The organism is Micrococcus sp. Mcc89 (assembly GCF_024519795.1).
GTDB lineage: Bacteria > Actinomycetota > Actinomycetes > Actinomycetales > Micrococcaceae > Micrococcus > Micrococcus luteus.
Map to the genome: position 1 here is coordinate 95,075 of NZ_JALJRI010000030.1, position 15,937 is coordinate 111,011.

Here is a 15,937-nt window from a genome sequence, read left to right on the forward strand (position 1 = left end):
GCCCGAGGAGAGCTGAGCGGCTGGATGATGCCTCACCTGGGAAGCGCCCCTGGGGTGCGGACCGGCGGGGTCATGTCGACTTTCACGTCATATTCCATCCACTCAATTCCTGTGGGCGAATGGGACACGCATCACAGGGGCCTGACGGAATAGTGAGCCCAGTGTGTGTGTGAGTCAAGAGGCATCACCACTCGATCGACCACCGAGCGCACTGCCCCGTCCGTGGGGCCGCGCCTTCGCCGTCCCGGAGGGCCTTGTCCTGGCGATCGCGTCATGACCTGGTGGCGGCCCTCAGGTCATGACGCGATCGTCAGGTGGCGCAGGGGCGGGCCATCCCGCCCCACCTCACCCCGCGTCCGGCCTCAGGCGTCCGAGGCGGTGCGGATCGTCGGCTCGGGCAGGTACACGGACCCGCCGGCGGCCCGGAACTCCGCGGACTTCGCGGCCATGCCGGCCTCGGCGATCCGCGCCTGCTCGGACGCGCCGCCGAACTCGCTGCGGATGTCCTGGCTGATGCGCATGGAGCAGAACTTCGGCCCGCACATCGAGCAGAAGTGGGCGGTCTTGGCGGGCTCGGCCGGCAGCGTCTCGTCGTGGTACTCCTCGGCGAGCTGCGGATCCAGGCCGAGGCCGAACTGGTCGCGCCAGCGGAACTCGAAGCGCGCCTTGGACAGCGCGTCATCGCGGTCGCGGGCGCCGGGGTGGCCCTTGGCGACGTCGGCGGCGTGCGCGGCGATCTTGTAGGTGATCACGCCCGTCTTCACGTCGTCCCGGTCCGGCAGGCCCAGGTGCTCCTTGGGCGTGACATAGCAGAGCATCGCGGTGCCGTAGCGGGCGATCTCGGTGGCGCCGATGGCCGAGGTGATGTGGTCGTACGCCGGGGCGATGTCCGTGACGAGGGGGCCGAGCGTGTAGAACGGGGCGCCCTTGCACAGCTCCTGCTGGCGCTCCACGTTCTCCCGCACCAGGTGCAGCGGGATGTGGCCGGGGCCCTCCACCATGACCTGGACGTCGTACGCCCACGCCCGCTCCGTCAGCTCGGCGAGCGTGTCGAGCTCGGCGAACTGGGCGGCGTCGTTGGCGTCCGCCACGGAGCCCGGCCGCAGGCCGTCGCCCAGGGAGAACGCGACGTCGTAGCGCGCGAAGATCTCGCAGAGCTCGTCGTAGTTCTCGTAGAGGAAGTTCTCCTTGTGGTGGCCCAGGCACCAGCCGGCCATGATCGAGCCGCCGCGGGAGACGATGCCGGTCACGCGGTCCGCGGACAGCGGCACGTGGCGCAGCAGCACGCCGGCGTGCACGGTCATGTAGTCCACGCCCTGCTCGCACTGCTCGATCACGGTGTCGCGGAAGATCTCCCAGGTCAGGGCCTGGTGGTCGCCGCCGACCTTCTCGAGGGCCTGGTAGATCGGCACGGTGCCGATCGGCACGGGGGAGTTGCGCAGGATCCACTCGCGGGTGGTGTGGATGTCGTCGCCCGTGGACAGGTCCATCACGGTGTCCGCGCCCCAGCGGGTGGCCCACTGCAGCTTCGAGACCTCCTCGGCGATCGACGACGTCACCGCCGAGTTGCCGATGTTCGCGTTGACCTTCACGGCGAACGCCTTGCCGATGATCATCGGCTCCGACTCGGGGTGGTTCACGTTCGCCGGGATGATGGCGCGGCCGGCCGCGACCTCGGAGCGCACCAGCTCCACGTCCACGCCCTCGCGCAGGGCGACGTAGCGCATCTCCGGGGTGATCTCGCCGCGCCGGGCGTAGTGCATCTGGGTGACGCGCGCGCCCTCCTTGGCGCGCAGCGGGGGGCGGCGCTCGCCGGCCCACTCCTGTGAGGCGGCGCCGCGGCGCACGGCCGAGCGGCCGTCGTCGAGCAGGTCGCGCTCGCGGCCCTCGTACTCCTCGACGTCGCCGCGGGCGCGGATCCACTCGGCGCGCTGGGCCGGCAGGCCGCGCTCGGGCACGGAGCCCGGGCCCATGGTGCGGTAGACGGTCAGGGGCGCGTTGGGCGTGCCGTCGGGGGAGTCGTCCTGGTGGACCTCGGTGACGGGCACGCGGATGCCGTGCTCGGCGTCCTCGAGCCATCCCAGACGGTGCGTGGGGTAGTTCTCCTCGGCGACGACCTCGGCCGTCGACTCGGCTGCGGGCAGGGGGGTGCGCTCGGAAACGGACATGGCCGCTGCTCCTTCTTCCTTCGCCGGAATGACCCGGACAGGTTCAGACGGTCTCCGGGCGGCGTCAGCCCGGTCTCAGCCCCGTGCCGTGGGGCTCCCGTGGGATGCGAGCGACCCTAGCACGTCCCCCGCGGCGCCTCACCGTCCGCCGTCCGGCCATGCGGCCGGGCGCTCAGGCGCGCGCCGCGCGGGCCGCCCGGCGGCGTACCGTGGAGCGCTCGACGATCCACGTCACGACCAGCATCACGATGATGACGAGGCCGGCGTAGCCGAGGACGGGGTAGACGGTGCCCACGAGGTCGGAGAAGCCGACGCTCGAGAGCAGGGTGGCGGCCAGGGCCGTGACGACGGCGATGACCCAGCCCGGCACGCGGCGCATCGAGGACAGCAGGGCGATGCGCTCCACCCCGCCGTACAGGCACGAGACCGCCGTCGTGAACTGCGCCAGCAGCAGGACGACCGTGTACAGCAGGGCGGCCCAGCCGCCGATCATCGCGGCCAGCTCGACCATGGGCAGCTCGGCGCGGCCGATCAGCTGGGCGTGGGCGGTCAGCGCGGCCATCACCGCGCCGGCCATCACCACGAGGCCCAGGGCCCCGAGCCCGGCCCCGGCGACGAGGGAGCGGCCCGACGAGGAGCTCTCCTCGCCGATCGGGGCGAGCACCGCGTAGGCCAGCTGGATGTTGAAGGCCACGTACAGCACGCCCGAGAGCCACCACTGGTTGATCAGCGGGGACGAGGTCACGAGCGCGGCGACGTCGTCCACCGCGGCCCCCGGGTTCGCCAACCCCCACACCGCGACGCCGACGGCGACCACGATGATCAGGGGGACCACCACGGCCTGGACGCGCACGAGGCCCGTGATGCCGGCCAGCACCGAGACCACGCAGACGGTGGCCATCACCAGCGAGCCCACGAGCGAGGGCAGCCCGAACGCGGTGTGCACCGCCGCCCCGGCCCCGGCCAGCATGATCACCAGCGTCCCCAGCAGGGACGTGGTGATGGACAGGTCCGCGAACCAGGTGGGCACGCGCGACGTCGTGGGGTTCACGATCCGGTGGATGTCCGTGGTCCGCAGCTTCTGCGCCAGCCGCAGCACGATCACCGCGAGCAGGAAGAACAGCGCGCCGGCGATCACGAGCGCCCCCGTGCCGCCCCAGAGGCCGAAGCTCACGAAGTACTGCAGGATCTCGTTGCCCGAGGCGTACCCGGCGCCGATGGTGGTGCCGATGAACGTGGCGGCGATCCCGAGCGGGGAGGTCGGCCGCAGCGGCGCCGACTCCTCGGCTCGGCCGGGGTGCGCGGGAGAGCTCTCTGTGACGTGGGACATGCGACTACATTCTCATGGGCGGGATCGGCCCGGCCCGGGCGGCCGATCCGCCCCGACCCGAAGGAGCCCCCGCATGACCTCCGCCGTCCCCCGTGTGCTCAGCATCGCCGGCTCCGACTCCGGCGGCGGCGCCGGTGTCCAGGCCGACCTGAAGACCATCGCCGCGTGGGGCGGCTACGGGATGACCGCGATCACCGCGATCACCGCCCAGAACACGCAGGGCGTGCAGGCCGTCCACCCGCTGCCGGTGGACGTGGTGCGCGCCCAGCTCGACTCGGTCGCCGCCGACATCGCCGTGGACGTCGTGAAGATCGGCATGCTCGGCACGGTGGAGCTCATGCGGGCCGTCGCCGGCTGGCTCGAGGAGACCCGGCCCGCCGTCGTCGTGCTGGACCCGGTCATGGTGGCCTCGAGCGGGGACGCCCTCACCGCGGTGGGCGACGACGACGGGCGCGCCGCGTGGGCCCGGCTGCTGCGGGTGGCGCACCTGGTGACACCCAACCTGCCCGAGCTGGCCCGGCTGACCGGGCGGGACGCGACGGACTGGGACGCCGCCCTCGACGCGGCGCGGGGCCTGGCCGCCGAGCACGGGGTGACGGTGCTGCTCAAGGGCGGGCACCTGGACGAGACCGAGGCGCCCGAGGCCGCAGCGGCGGAGGTGCCGGACGCCGTCGTGCGCGTGGGCGGGGCCGTGCACGAGGTGCGCGGCCCGCGCGTGACGACCCGCGCCTCGCACGGCACCGGCTGCACCCTCTCCTCGGCCCTGGCCACGCTGGCCGGGGCGGGCCTGAGCTGGGAGGACGCACTCGAGCGGGCCAAGCCGTGGCTGGCCGACGCGATGCGGGCGGGGGAGGCGCTCGCGGTCGGGGACGCCTCGCGGCCGACGTGGCACGGGCCCGTCGACCACGGTCATGCGCAGCGGGGCTGAGGGCGGGACCTCCGGGCTTCGACACGTTCGAGGCGGGAAATCCGGCGAATACGCACCTCGGGACGTCCCATGAGGTCGATTTCCCGCCTCGAATGCCGGTGACCCGGACCTCCCGCTCCGCTCGAGCGTCCGGGTCCGCAGAACCCAGAAGAGCCGGACCACCGTGTCGCCACGGGGGTCCGGCTCTGTTCGCTCGTGCCCCCGGCAGGATTCGAACCTGCGGCCTTCTGCTCCGGAGGCAGACGCTCTATCCCCTGAGCTACGGAGGCGGGGGTCGCGACGCGTCGAGCGCGTTGCGGACTCGTCGACTCTACACCATCAGGACGGCCCGTCCGTGACCTCCCCGCGGGGCGCGTCAGCCGGGCAGGCCCGCGCGCAGGGTCCGGGCCGCGGCCTCGGGGTCCTCGGCCTGCGTCACGGCGCGGACCACCACGATCCGTTCCGCCCCGGCCGCGCGGACCTCGGGCAGCCGGTCCGCGTCGACGCCGCCGATGGCGAACCACGGCCGCGCCCCCGCCGGGTCCTCCGCGTCCAGGCGTGCGGCGAGGGTCGGCAGTTCCAGTCCGACGGCGGCCCGGCCCGGCTTCGTGGGCGTCGCCCACACCGGCCCCGTGCAGAAGTAGTCCAGGCCGTCCTCCGCGCGGGCGCCGCGCACCTGCGCCTCGGTGTGGCACGAGCGGCCGAGCACCACGTCCGGGCCCAGCAGGGCGCGGCACTGCGCGGTGGTCAGGTCGGTCTGGCCCGTGTGGAACACGTCCACCCCGGCCAGGGCGGCGACGTCGGCGCGGTCGTTGGCGGCCGAGAGCGCCCCGTGCTCCCGGGCCAGCGGGACGAGCGTGGCGAACGCGGCCAGCTCGACCGCCACGTCCACGGCCTTGTCCCGCACCTGGATCACGTCTACTCCGCCGCGGAACGCCGCCGCGCAGAAGTCGGCGAACGCGGCCGTGTCGAGCGTGCCGTCCGGGCGCAGGAACCGCTGCAGGTCGGTGCAGACGTACAGCCGGGAGGCGGCGAGGCGGGCGCGGCGGCGCGCGCCGGGGCCGGTGCCGCCGTCGTCGCGGCCGGCCGCGGTCATCAGGAGCGGATCGGGGGAGTGCATGCGCCCACTGTGGCAGACTGGCCGCTGTTCCATGGGAGCCCGGGCCGCACACGCCGGGCTGAGAGGGCCGCAGGGGCGCACCGCGCCGGCGCGGCCGACCATCACCACTCGATGCGGGTCATGCCGCCGTGAGGAGGACCGGTCCGTGCACGTGGCCGTCGTCGGGGCCGGGATCATCGGCCTCACCGCCGCCGTGCGTCTGCGTGCCGCAGGCCACGCCGTCACCCTGATCGCCCCCGAGCTGGACGCCGCCGGGCGCCCGCACGCCGTGGCCGGGGCCACCCACGCCGCGGCGGGGATGCTCGCGCCGCTCGCCGAGACCCAGTTCAGCCAGGACGACCTCGCCCCGCTGCTGCAGGCCGGCTGGGAGGCCTACCCGGCCCTCGTGGACCTGCTCGCCGCCTTCACCGATGTGGAGACGGGCTTCCTCGCACAGGGCGCCTGGATCGTGGCCGCGGACCCCTCGGACGCCCGCGCCTGGGACCACGTGCTCGAGCACGCCTCGATCCTCGGTCGCCGGGTCGAGCCCGTCTCCGTCCGCGCGCTGCGCCGCGCCGAGCCCGCCCTGGCCCCGGGCCTGGCCGCCGGCTTCGACGCCCCGGACGACCATCAGGTGGACCCGCGACGGCTCGCCGCCGCCTGCGTCGCCGCCCTGCGCGCCGAGACCGGACCCGACGGCGGCCCGCTCCCGGTCGGCGCCGGACCCGCCGCCCGGTTCGTGGCCGGACGCGTCACCGCCGCCGGCCCGGAGGGCGAGGGGGTGCGCCTCACGCTGGCCGACGGGGGCGTCCTCACCGCCGACGGCGCGGTCCTCGCCGCGGGCCTGGGCCACCGCGGGATCGGCGGCGCGGCCACCGCCGTCGAGGTCCCGCTGCGCCCCGTCCACGGCGACGTGCTGCGTCTGCGGGTGCGCCCCGAGCAGCTGCTGCCGGGGGAGTCGCACCTGATCACCCGCACCGTCCGCGGCCTCGTCCACGGGCGCCAGGTCTACCTCGTGCCCCGCGCGGACGGCACCCTCGTGGTCGGCGCCTCGGCCCGCGAGGACGGCCTGGCCGGCACCTCCGCCGGGGCCGTGCTGGACCTGCTCGCCGACGCCGCCGCGATCCTGCCCGCCGTCCGCGAGTGCGAGCTGGTCGAGATCACCACCGCCGCCCGCCCCGGCACCCCCGACGACGCCCCGCGCGTGCTCGCCGTGCCCGAGGCTCCGGGCGCCGTCGTCGCCACCGGCTTCCACCGTCACGGGATCCTGCTCGCCCCCTGGGCGGCCGGGCGGATCCTCGAGCTGCTGCACGCCCGCCTGAAGGAGATCGCATGAGCACCCTCCCCCTGACCCTCAACGGAGAGCCCGCCGAGCTGGCCGTGGCCACCGTCCGCGACGTCGTCGCGCACGTCACCGGGCGCGCGATCGGCGAGGACGGCGCCGCCGCGGACGGGCGGCGGCTCGGCGTGGCCGTGGCGGTCGGCGGCGAGGTCGTGCCCCGGTCGGCCTGGGCCACCCGGGAGCTGGCCGCCGGGGACGAGGTCGACGTCGTCACCGCGGTGCAGGGGGGCTGAGCGATGGCCGAGCACCGCACCCCGCCCGCCGCCCCCGCGATCCCGCCGCTGCGGATCGGCGGCTACGACCTGGCCTCCCGGCTCATCATGGGCACGGGCGGCATCACCGACCTGACCGCCCTCGAGGGCGCCCTCGTCGCCTCCGGCACCACGCTCACCACCGTGGCGCTGCGCCGCTGGTCCGCGGACACCCGTGACGGCCTGGTCGCGCTGCTGGACCGCCTCGGCATCGACGTGCTGCCCAACACCGCCGGCTGCTACACCGCCCGGGACGCCGTGCTCACCGCCCGGCTCGGCCGGGAGGCGCTCGAGACCGACCTCGTGAAGGTCGAGGTCATCGCCGATGAGCGCACCCTGCTGCCCGACGTCGTCGAGACCCTCGAGGCCACCGAGCGGCTCGCCGCCGACGGCTTCACCGTCCTGGCCTACACCTCGGACGACCCCGCCATGGCGCTGCGCCTCGAGCAGGCCGGCGCCGCCGCCGTCATGCCGCTGGGCTCGCCGATCGGCTCGGGGCTGGGCATCCTCAACCGCGCACACCTGGAGCTGATCGTCTCCCGCGCCTCCGTGCCGATCGTGCTCGACGCCGGCGTGGGCACCGCCTCGGACGTCGCCCTGGCGATGGAGGCCGGCTGCGACGCCGTGCTCGCCGCCTCGGCGATCACGCGCGCCGCCGAGCCCGCCCGCATGGCCCACGCGTGCCGGCTCGCGCTCGAGGCGGGCTTCCACGCCCGCCGTGCCGGGCGCATCCCGCGCCGCGAGCACGCCCTGGCCTCCTCGCCGATGGCCGGGCGGGTCACGGCCGAGGAGGACGAGCGGTGACCGCCGCCCGCGAGCCCCGCGACCTCACCGCGCTGTCCGACACCCAGCTGGAGCGCTTCGCCCGCCACCTGAGCCTGGACGGCTTCGGCCCCGAGGCCCAGCTGGCGCTGCTGCGCTCCCGCGTCCTCGTGGTCGGCGCCGGCGGCCTCGGGGCGCCCGTGCTGACCTACCTCGCCGCCGCGGGCGTGGGGGAGGTCCACGTGATCGACGACGACATGGTGGACCGCTCCAACCTGCACCGCCAGGTGATCCACGCCGAGGCGGACCTCGGCCGCCCCAAGACCGCCTCCGCCGCCGCGACGATGCGCGGCCTGCACCCCGAGGTGCGCGTGGTCGAGCACCGCGAACGCCTGACCGCGGCCAACGCGCTCGAACGGGTCGGCGCCGTGGACCTCGTGCTCGACGGCACGGACAACTACGCGACCCGCTACCTCGTGGCCGACGCGTGCGAGATCGCGGGCGTGCCCGTGGTGTGGGGCGCGATCCTGCGGTTCGCGGGGCAGGTGAGCGTGTTCGCCCCGGGCGGGCCGCTGTACCGGGACGTGTTCCCGGAGCGGCCCGAACCCGGCGAGGCGCCCTCGTGCGCGCAGGCCGGAGTGCTCGGGGTGCTGCCCGGGATCATCGGCTCCCTCATGGCGGCCGAGGCGATCAAGCTGCTCTCCGGGGTGGGTGAGCCCCTGGTCGGGCGGCTGCTCTCCGTGGACGCCCTGACGATGCGCTTCCGTGAGCTGCGGCTCGTGCCCGACCCCGAGCGGACCCCCGTGACGGACCTGTCCGCCCACGCGGACCAGGCCCCCCGCCCGGACGACGCCGGCGCCCCCGGCTCGGCGGAGGCGTGCGGCGCCGCGGGCGGGGAGATCGCCCCCGCCGCGCTGGCCGCCCTGCTCGCCGACCCCGCCCGGGCCGCGTCCCTCACCCTGCTCGACGTCCGCGAGGACTGGGAGCGCCGCCTGCGCCGGGTCGAGGCCCCCGCGACGGTGGCCGATCGGCACGTCCCGCTCGAGGCCGTCCTCGCGGAGCCGGCGGCCCTCGCGCCCGGGCAGGACCGCGTCCTGGTGGTCTACTGCGCCGCCGGAGCCCGCTCGGCCCGGGCGCGGGACGCCGTCGTCGGGGCCGACCCGAGCGCCGGCGGGCGCGTCCTGTCCCTCGCCGGCGGCCTCGCCGCCTGGCCCGCCTGACCCCCATCCCGACGAACCCTGCGAGATGGCCCCCACCGCGGGCCGGAGGGGGCCATCTCGCAGGGTTCGTTCGCACGCGCACGGGCGCGGCGGCCCTTCCGTAGACTTGCGCGGGTGAAGCCCGAAGACCTCTCCGCCCTGCTGTCCGCTGTCCTCACCGACGCCGTCGATGCCGGTGACCTCCCCGCCGCGCTGCGGGAGGAGATCACCCCCGCGCGCGTGAAGGTGGAGCGACCCCGCAGCCGCGAGCACGGCGACTGGGCCACCAACGTCGCCCTCCAGCTGGGCAAGAAGGCCGGGATGGCCCCGCGCGACCTCGCCGGGCTCGTGGCCGAGCGCCTGACCGGGAAGCCGGGCATCGCCGCCGTCGACGTCGCCGGCCCCGGCTTCCTCAACGTCACCCTGGACGCGGCCTCGGCCGGTGCCCTGGCCCGCGAGATCGTCGAGGCCGGCCCGGAGTACGGCCGCAACGACGCCCTGGCCGGGCACACCGTGAACATGGAGTTCGTCTCCGCCAACCCCACCGGCCCGCTGCACATCGGCCACACCCGCTGGGCCGCGCTGGGCGACGCGATCGCCCGCCTGCTGCGCGCCTCGGGCGCGGACGTCACCGCCGAGTACTACGTCAACGACGCCGGCAACCAGATGAACGTGTTCGCCGACTCGGTCCTCGCCCGCCTGCACGGCCGCGACGTCCCCGCGGGCGGCTACCCGGGCGCGTACGTGCAGGAGCTGGCCGACGCCGTCGCCCTCGAGCACCCGGACGTGCGTGAGCTGACGGACGAGGCCGCCCGCCCGGTGGTCCGCGAGGCCGCGTACCGGCTCCAGATGCAGGACATCAAGGACACGCTCGCCGCCTTCGACGTGCACTTCGACGTGTTCACCTCGGAGCAGACGCTCCACGACTCCGGCGCGATCGACCAGGCCGTGCAGCGGCTGCGCGAGCAGGGCCACATCGAGGACCGCGAGGGCGCCGTGTGGCTCAAGACCACCGACTTCGGCGACGACAAGGACCGCGTGCTCATCCGCGCCAACGGCGAGCCCACCTACTTCGCCGCCGACGCCGCCTACTACCTCCACAAGCGCGACCGCGGCTTCGAGGAGAAGGTGTACCTGCTCGGCGCCGACCACCACGGCTACGTGAACCGCCTCAAGGCGATCGCCGCCGCCGCCGGCGACGACCCCGCGACGAACATCGAGATCCTCATCGGCCAGCTCATCTCGGTCAACGGCGCGAAGCTCTCCAAGCGCGCCGGCAACATCATCGAGCTCAAGGACCTCGTGGAGTGGCTCGGCCGCGACGCCCTGCGCTACGACCTGGCCCGCTACCCCGCGGACTCGCCCCTGACGATCGACCCCGAGCTGCTGCGCTCCGCCACGAACGACAACCCCGTCTACTACGTGCAGTACGCCCACGCCCGCGCCTCGGGCGCGGCGCGCACCGCGCAGGCCCACGGCGTGGACCGCTCCGAGTTCGACGCCGCCCTGCTCACCCACGCCACCGAGTCGGAGCTGCTGGCCCAGCTGGCGGAGTTCCCGGCCGTCGTCGGCGCGGCGGCGCGCCTGCGCGAGCCCCACCGCGTGGCCCGACACCTCGAGGTGATCGCCGGGGCCTACCACTCGTGGTACGCAGCCTGCCGCATCGTGCCCCTGCCCACCGACGACGGGACGCCGCGTCCCGTCGAGACCCTCAACCGCACCCGCCTGTGGCTCAACGACGCCACCGCCCAGGTGCTGGCCAACGGCCTCGGCCTGCTCGGCGTGACCGCCCCGGAGAAGATGTGAGCGCCCGGATGACGACGCCGCAGCCCGCCCCCGCCTCCCCGCTCGCCCCCGCCTGGCTCCCCGCGCCGGGGGACCCGGACGCGCTCGTGCCCGGCCTGTGGGCCGCCGGCGTGGACCGCGCCGCCGACGGCGAGCTCACCGTCCAGGGCCTGCGCGCGAGCGCGCTCGCCGCGGAGTTCGGCACGCCGCTGCTCGTGGTGGACGAGGACGACTTCCGCGCCCGCGCCCGCGCGTTCCGCGAGGGCTTCGACACCGCGTTCGCCGACCTGTGCGGGGGAGCGGACGTCTACTACGCCGGCAAGTCCATGCTCACCCTCTCCACCGCCCGCTGGGCGGCCGAGGAGGGCCTGCGCGTGGACACCGCCTCCGGCGGCGAGCTGGCGATCGCGCTGGCCGCCGGCGTCGACCCGGCCCACATCGGCCTGCACGGCAACAACAAGTCGGACGCCGAGCTGCGCACCGCCCTCGAGGCGGGCGTGGGCCGGATCATCGTGGACTCGCTCGACGAGCTCACCCACCTGGCCGCGCTCGCGGCCGAGGCCGGCCGCCGCGCCCCCGTGATGCTCCGGCTGACCCCGGGCGTGCACGCGCACACCCACGACTTCATCGCCACCGCGCACGAGGACCAGAAGTTCGGGCTCTCCCTGGCCCCGGCGTCCACCGACCGGGACGGCAACGTGGCCGGCCGCTCGCCGGCCGCCGTCGCCGTGGCCGCGGCCCTGGCGGCCGAGTCGATCGACCTGCTGGGCGTGCACTGCCACATCGGGTCCCAGATCTTCGAGGCCGAGGGCTTCGGGCTGGCGGCCGGACGCGTGCTCGAGTTCCTCGCCGAGATCAAGGCCGAGCACGGGGTGGAGCTGGCCGAGCTCGACCTCGGCGGCGGCCACGGCATCGCCTACACGGCCGTGGACGAGCCGCGCCCGGCCGCGGAGATCGCCGACGCCCTCGCCGACGACGTCCAGAAGACCGTCGAGCGCCTCGGCCTGAGGTGCCCGCGGGTCTCGCTCGAGCCGGGGCGGGCCATCTCGGGCCCCGCGGGGCTGACCCTCTACACGGTCGGGGTGACCAAGACCGTGGACGCGGACGCCCCCGACGGCGGCACCGCGGCCCGCCGCTACGTCGCCGTGGACGGCGGCATGTCCGACAACCCGCGTCCCGTGCTCTACGACGCCGACTACACCGCCGTCTCCGCGCGCCGCACCTCGGAGGCCGAGCCGGCGCTCTCCCGTGTGGTGGGCAAGCACTGTGAGTCCGGCGACATCCTGGTCCGCGACGTGTACCTGCCGGCCGACCTGGGCCGCGGCGACCTGCTGGCCGTGCCGGCCACGGGCGCGTACACGCACGTGATGTCCTCGAACTACAACGCGCTGGCCCGCCCGGCCGTCGTCGCGGTCTCCGGCGGGCAGGCGCGGGTGATCATCCGCCGCGAGACGCAGGAGGACCTGTTCGCCCGCGAGGCCGATCCGCGCCTCGCCCGCTGAGGACGCGGGCGAGGCGCACCCGGCCGTCGGCCTCGGGCCCGGGTGGGTCCGTCCCGCTCTGCGGACACCGAGTGTCGCGCGGTGGGACGGGCCGGGGCGCCGCGCTAGATTCGAGGCCAGCCGGGCCGCGCGGTCGCGCGGGCCCGACCCACCCTGGATCACGGAGGACCATGCCCCAGCACACCGACGCCCCCACCGCACTCAAGGTCGCCCTGCTGGGCGGCGGGACCGTGGGGTCCCAGACCGCCCGGATCCTCACCGAGGACGCCGACATCCTGCGGGACCGCGTGGGCGCCGACCTCGAGCTCACGGGCATCGCGGTGCGGGACACGGGCGCGACGCGCGACTGGCAGGCGGACCCGGCGCTCTACACGACCGACGCCGAGGCGCTCGTGGACGGCGCGGACGTCGTCATCGAGCTGATGGGCGGCATCGAGCCGGCCCGCACCCTGATCCTGCGCGCCCTGGCCGCCGGCACGTCCGTGGTGACCGGCAACAAGGCACTGCTGGCCCAGCACGGCGAGGAGCTGTACGCCGCGGCCGCCGCCACCGGCGCGCAGCTCAGCTTCGAGGCCGCCGTCGCCGGCGCCATCCCGATCCTGCGCCCGCTGCGCGACTCCCTGGGCGGCGACCGCGTCACCCGCGTGATGGGCATCGCCAACGGCACCACCAACTTCATCCTCGACCGGATGGACTCCGAGGGGGCGGACTTCGACGACGCCCTCGCCGAGGCCCAGCGGCTCGGCTACGCCGAGGCCGACCCGACCGCCGACGTCGAGGGCCACGACGCCGCCGCGAAGGCCGCGATCCTGGCGACCATCGCGTTCGGGGCGCCGTACACACTGGACCAGGTGGCCGTCGCGGGCATCACCGCGATCACGGCCGAGGACAACGCCGCCGCCGCGGAGGCGGGCTACGTCATCAAGCTGCTGGCGATCGCCGAGCGCGGCCGCGCCGCCGACGGCGCCGAGGGCGCGGTCCTGCGCGTGCACCCCACCCTGCTGCCGCGGGAGCACCCGCTGGCCTCCGTGCGCGGGGCGTTCAACGCCGTCTTCGTGGAGGCCGACAACGCCGGCGAGCTCATGTTCTACGGTCCCGGCGCCGGCGGCGCCCCCACCGCCTCCGCGGTGATGGGCGACGTCGTCTCGATCGCCCAGCGCATCGTGCGCGGCGGCCCGGCGCGCCTGCGCACCCCCGTCACCGCCCTGCCCGCCCTGGACCCGGCCGAGGCCCACACCTCCTTCATGGTCGTGCTGCGCGCGGCGGACCAGCCCGGTGTGCTGCGCCGCGTCGCCGGGGTGTTCGAGGAGCACGGCGTCTCCATCGAGACGTTGCGTCAGGTCCCATCTGAGCGCGAGGACGCCCCCGGCGCGTCCCTGCGGCTGATCACCCACCGTGCGCGGCAGCGCGACCTCGACGCCACCGTCGGGGCGCTCGCCGCCCTGGACGTCGTCCACGAGGTGGCGTCCGTCCTCCGAGTCGAAGGGAACTGACCCATGGCCCACCAGTGGCGCGGCGTCGTCCGCGAGTACGCCGACCGCCTGCCCGTCACCGAGGACACGCGCGTGATCACCCTCGGCGAGGGCGGCACCCCGCTCATCCACGCCCCCCACCTCTCCGAGCTGGTGCAGGGCACCGTGCACGTGAAGTTCGAGGGCATGAACCCGACCGGCTCCTTCAAGGACCGCGGCATGACCATGGCGATCACCGCCGCCGTCGCTGACGGCGCGAAGGCCGTCGTCTGCGCGTCCACCGGCAACACGTCCGCCTCGGCGGCGGCCTACGCCGCGCAGGCCGGGATCACGTGCGCCGTGCTCGTGCCCGAGGGGAAGATCTCGATGGGCAAGATGTCCCAGGCCGTGGCCCACGGCGCGGAGATCCTCCAGGTGCAGGGCAACTTCGACGACTGCCTCGAGGTGGCCCGCAAGCTGGCCGAGAACTACCCCGTGTTCCTCGTGAACTCCGTCAACCCGGCCCGCATCGAGGGGCAGAAGACCGGCGCGTTCGAGGTCGTGGACACCCTCGGCGACGCCCCGGACTACCACCTGCTGCCCGTGGGCAACGCGGGCAACATCACCGCGTACTGGAAGGGCTACCGCGAGTACGCCGCCCCCTACGTGAACCCGCACGAGGGCGCCTCGGACGCCGAGCTGCCCGCGGTGGCCACGAAGACCCCCGTGATGTGGGGCTTCCAGGCCGCGGGCGCCGCCCCGATCGTCCAGGGCCACCCCGTGACCGACCCGGACACGATCGCCACCGCCATCCGGATCGGCAACCCGGCCTCGTGGGAGCAGGCCGAGGCCGCCCGCGACGAGTCCGGCGGGATGATCGACTCCGTCACGGACGAGGAGATCCTCGAGGCCCATCGCTGGCTCTCCGCGAAGGAGGGCGTGTTCGTCGAGCCCGCCTCCGCCGCCGGCGTCGCCGGGCTGCTCAAGCACCACGCCGCCGGGAACGTGCCGGCCGGCAAGAGCTGGGTCATCACCGTCACCGGCCACGGCCTCAAGGACCCGCAGTGGGCCCTGCGCGGCGCCGACGGCGCCGACGTGACCCCGCGCTCGGTGCCGTTCGACGTGGTCACCGTCGCCCAGGCCCTCGGCCTGAGCTGAGCCATGGCCGCACCGCAGCCGCTGGCGCCCGGGACCGCCGCGTCCGTCTCCGTCCCCGCCACCTCCGCCAACCTCGGCCCCGGCTTCGACTCGATGGGCCTGGCCCTGGAGCTGCGCGACGAGGTGACGCTCACGGTCGTGGCGGGCCCCGACGTCGCGGAGGTCGAGGGGGAGGGCGCGGCCACCCTGCCGCGGGACGGCGCGCACCTGATCCTGCGCCTGGCGCACGAGCACCTGCGGGACCGCGGGTTCACCGCGCCGGGGCTGCACCTGCGCGCCGTGAACCGGATCCCGCACGCCCGCGGACTCGGCTCGTCCGCGGCCGCCGTCGTCGCGGCCTACGCCGCGGCCGAGGCCCTGCTGCCGGCCGCGCTGCGCCGGGCGCCCGCGGACCTGCTCGAGGCGGCCACCCGCTTCGAGGGGCACCCGGACAACGTCGCCCCCGCGCTCGTGGGCGGGGCCACCGTCTCCTGGACCCGTGACGACGTCCCCGGCCCGGCCACGGCGCGGCTGCGGCTGCACGAGCGCGTGGTGCCGGTGGTCGCGATCCCGGACACCGAGCTGTCCACCCACGTCGCCCGGGGCGTGCTGCCCGCCGAGGTGCCCCACGCCGTGGCGGCGGCCCAGGCCGGCCGTGCCGCGCTGCTCGTCCACGCGCTGGCGGAGGACCCCGCGCTGCTGCCGGCCGCCACGCGCGACTGGCTGCACCAGGAGCCGCGCGCCGTGACCATGCCGGCCAGCGCCGCACTGGTCGCGGGGCTGCGCGAGCGCGGCCACGCCGCCGTCGTCTCCGGCGCGGGTCCCACGGTGCTCGCGCTGTGCGACGGCGTCCAGGCGGCCGAGCACGCCACGGAGGCGGCGCGTGCTCTGACGGCGGACGGGGCGGCCGCCTGGCGCGTGCTGGTGCCGTGCGTGGCCGTGGACGGTGTTAGGGTGGAATCACTCCACCACGGCTGACCCCACCGCCTCGCGCGGCCCGGGTC

13 protein-coding genes, 1 tRNA gene and 2 riboswitches are annotated in these 15,937 nt (G+C 75.3%); of the genes, 10 read left to right on the plus strand and 4 right to left on the minus strand.

Going from position 1 to position 15,937, the window contains the following annotated elements:
• Window positions 1–362 precede the first annotated feature (362 nt).
• Both thiC and NR072_RS04440 read right to left on the minus strand, forming a co-directional pair.
• Window positions 363–2,168: a phosphomethylpyrimidine synthase ThiC gene (thiC, locus tag NR072_RS04435; RefSeq protein ID WP_036341386.1), complete on the minus strand. Its 1,806-nt coding sequence runs from the start codon at window positions 2,166–2,168 to the stop codon at window positions 363–365.
• A riboswitch (TPP riboswitch) is annotated at window positions 2,165–2,279 on the minus strand. Its footprint overlaps the gene before it by 4 nt.
• A 61-nt stretch (window positions 2,280–2,340) precedes the next feature.
• The gene (locus NR072_RS04440; RefSeq protein WP_119217416.1) at window positions 2,341–3,498 is read right to left on the minus strand and encodes a hypothetical protein; all 1,158 of its coding nucleotides are present in this window, start codon (window positions 3,496–3,498) and stop codon (window positions 2,341–2,343) included.
• Window positions 3,499–3,571: 73 nt separating this feature from the next.
• Between NR072_RS04440 and thiD the strand changes: the two genes are divergently transcribed.
• Window positions 3,572–4,426, plus strand: a complete 855-nt coding sequence (gene thiD / locus NR072_RS04445) for a bifunctional hydroxymethylpyrimidine kinase/phosphomethylpyrimidine kinase (RefSeq protein WP_256836310.1) — start codon at window positions 3,572–3,574, stop codon at window positions 4,424–4,426.
• Window positions 4,427–4,622: 196 nt separating this feature from the next.
• Here the strand turns inward: thiD and NR072_RS04450 are convergent.
• Together NR072_RS04450 and thiE are read right to left on the minus strand one after the other, a co-directional pair.
• Window positions 4,623–4,695: transfer RNA gene (locus NR072_RS04450), tRNA-Arg, on the minus strand.
• Window positions 4,696–4,781: 86 nt separating this feature from the next.
• Window positions 4,782–5,525, minus strand: a complete 744-nt coding sequence (gene thiE, locus NR072_RS04455) for a thiamine phosphate synthase (RefSeq protein ID WP_036316591.1) — start codon at window positions 5,523–5,525, stop codon at window positions 4,782–4,784.
• Between the two features lie 21 nt (window positions 5,526–5,546).
• Window positions 5,547–5,677: riboswitch (TPP riboswitch) on the plus strand.
• Here thiE and NR072_RS04460 point away from each other — a divergent pair.
• From NR072_RS04460 to thrB, 9 genes are all read left to right on the plus strand, one after another.
• On the plus strand, window positions 5,671–6,840 hold the full coding sequence (locus tag NR072_RS04460) for an FAD-dependent oxidoreductase (RefSeq protein ID WP_036316589.1): 1,170 nt from the start codon (window positions 5,671–5,673) through the stop codon (window positions 6,838–6,840). (Overlaps the previous riboswitch by 7 nt.)
• Window positions 6,837–7,079, plus strand: a complete 243-nt coding sequence (thiS, locus tag NR072_RS04465) for a sulfur carrier protein ThiS (RefSeq protein WP_041105270.1) — start codon at window positions 6,837–6,839, stop codon at window positions 7,077–7,079. Before NR072_RS04460 ends, thiS begins: the two co-directional genes overlap by 4 nt.
• Window positions 7,080–7,082: 3 nt before the next feature.
• The gene (locus NR072_RS04470) at window positions 7,083–7,901 is read left to right on the plus strand and encodes a thiazole synthase (protein WP_036316581.1); all 819 of its coding nucleotides are present in this window, start codon (window positions 7,083–7,085) and stop codon (window positions 7,899–7,901) included.
• On the plus strand, window positions 7,898–9,079 hold the full coding sequence (gene moeB / locus NR072_RS04475; RefSeq protein ID WP_134416582.1) for a molybdopterin-synthase adenylyltransferase MoeB: 1,182 nt from the start codon (window positions 7,898–7,900) through the stop codon (window positions 9,077–9,079). Before NR072_RS04470 ends, moeB begins: the two co-directional genes overlap by 4 nt.
• A 114-nt stretch (window positions 9,080–9,193) precedes the next feature.
• Complete coding sequence (gene argS / locus NR072_RS04480; protein ID WP_134416585.1) at window positions 9,194–10,864, plus strand: arginine--tRNA ligase; 1,671 nt, start codon at window positions 9,194–9,196, stop codon at window positions 10,862–10,864.
• A gap of 8 nt (window positions 10,865–10,872) precedes the next feature.
• A complete protein-coding gene (lysA, locus tag NR072_RS04485) occupies window positions 10,873–12,345 on the plus strand; it encodes a diaminopimelate decarboxylase (protein WP_134416587.1) in 1,473 nt (490 codons plus the stop codon).
• Window positions 12,346–12,515: 170 nt separating this feature from the next.
• Complete coding sequence (locus NR072_RS04490; RefSeq protein WP_049147165.1) at window positions 12,516–13,838, plus strand: homoserine dehydrogenase; 1,323 nt, start codon at window positions 12,516–12,518, stop codon at window positions 13,836–13,838.
• A 3-nt stretch (window positions 13,839–13,841) separates the two neighbouring features.
• Window positions 13,842–14,954, plus strand: a complete 1,113-nt coding sequence (gene thrC, locus NR072_RS04495) for a threonine synthase (RefSeq protein WP_036313078.1) — start codon at window positions 13,842–13,844, stop codon at window positions 14,952–14,954.
• A gap of 3 nt (window positions 14,955–14,957) precedes the next feature.
• On the plus strand, window positions 14,958–15,911 hold the full coding sequence (gene thrB / locus NR072_RS04500; RefSeq protein ID WP_041103240.1) for a homoserine kinase: 954 nt from the start codon (window positions 14,958–14,960) through the stop codon (window positions 15,909–15,911).
• Window positions 15,912–15,937 lie beyond the last annotated feature (26 nt).

Excerpts from the sequence above, each read along its gene's own strand:
- thiC (WP_036341386.1), bottom strand. The coding sequence starts at position 2,168 with ATGTCCGTTTCCGAGCGCACCCCCCTGCCCGCAGCCGAGTCGACGGCC.
- NR072_RS04440 (WP_119217416.1), bottom strand. The coding sequence starts at position 3,498 with ATGTCCCACGTCACAGAGAGCTCTCCCGCGCACCCCGGCCGAGCCGAG.
- thiD (WP_256836310.1), top strand. The coding sequence starts at position 3,572 with ATGACCTCCGCCGTCCCCCGTGTGCTCAGCATCGCCGGCTCCGACTCC.
- thiE (WP_036316591.1), bottom strand. The coding sequence starts at position 5,525 with ATGCACTCCCCCGATCCGCTCCTGATGACCGCGGCCGGCCGCGACGAC.
- thiS (WP_041105270.1), top strand. The coding sequence starts at position 6,837 with ATGAGCACCCTCCCCCTGACCCTCAACGGAGAGCCCGCCGAGCTGGCC.
- NR072_RS04470 (WP_036316581.1), top strand. The coding sequence starts at position 7,083 with ATGGCCGAGCACCGCACCCCGCCCGCCGCCCCCGCGATCCCGCCGCTG.
- lysA (WP_134416587.1), top strand. The coding sequence starts at position 10,873 with ATGACGACGCCGCAGCCCGCCCCCGCCTCCCCGCTCGCCCCCGCCTGG.
- NR072_RS04490 (WP_049147165.1), top strand. The coding sequence starts at position 12,516 with ATGCCCCAGCACACCGACGCCCCCACCGCACTCAAGGTCGCCCTGCTG.
- thrC (WP_036313078.1), top strand. The coding sequence starts at position 13,842 with ATGGCCCACCAGTGGCGCGGCGTCGTCCGCGAGTACGCCGACCGCCTG.
- thrB (WP_041103240.1), top strand. The coding sequence starts at position 14,958 with ATGGCCGCACCGCAGCCGCTGGCGCCCGGGACCGCCGCGTCCGTCTCC.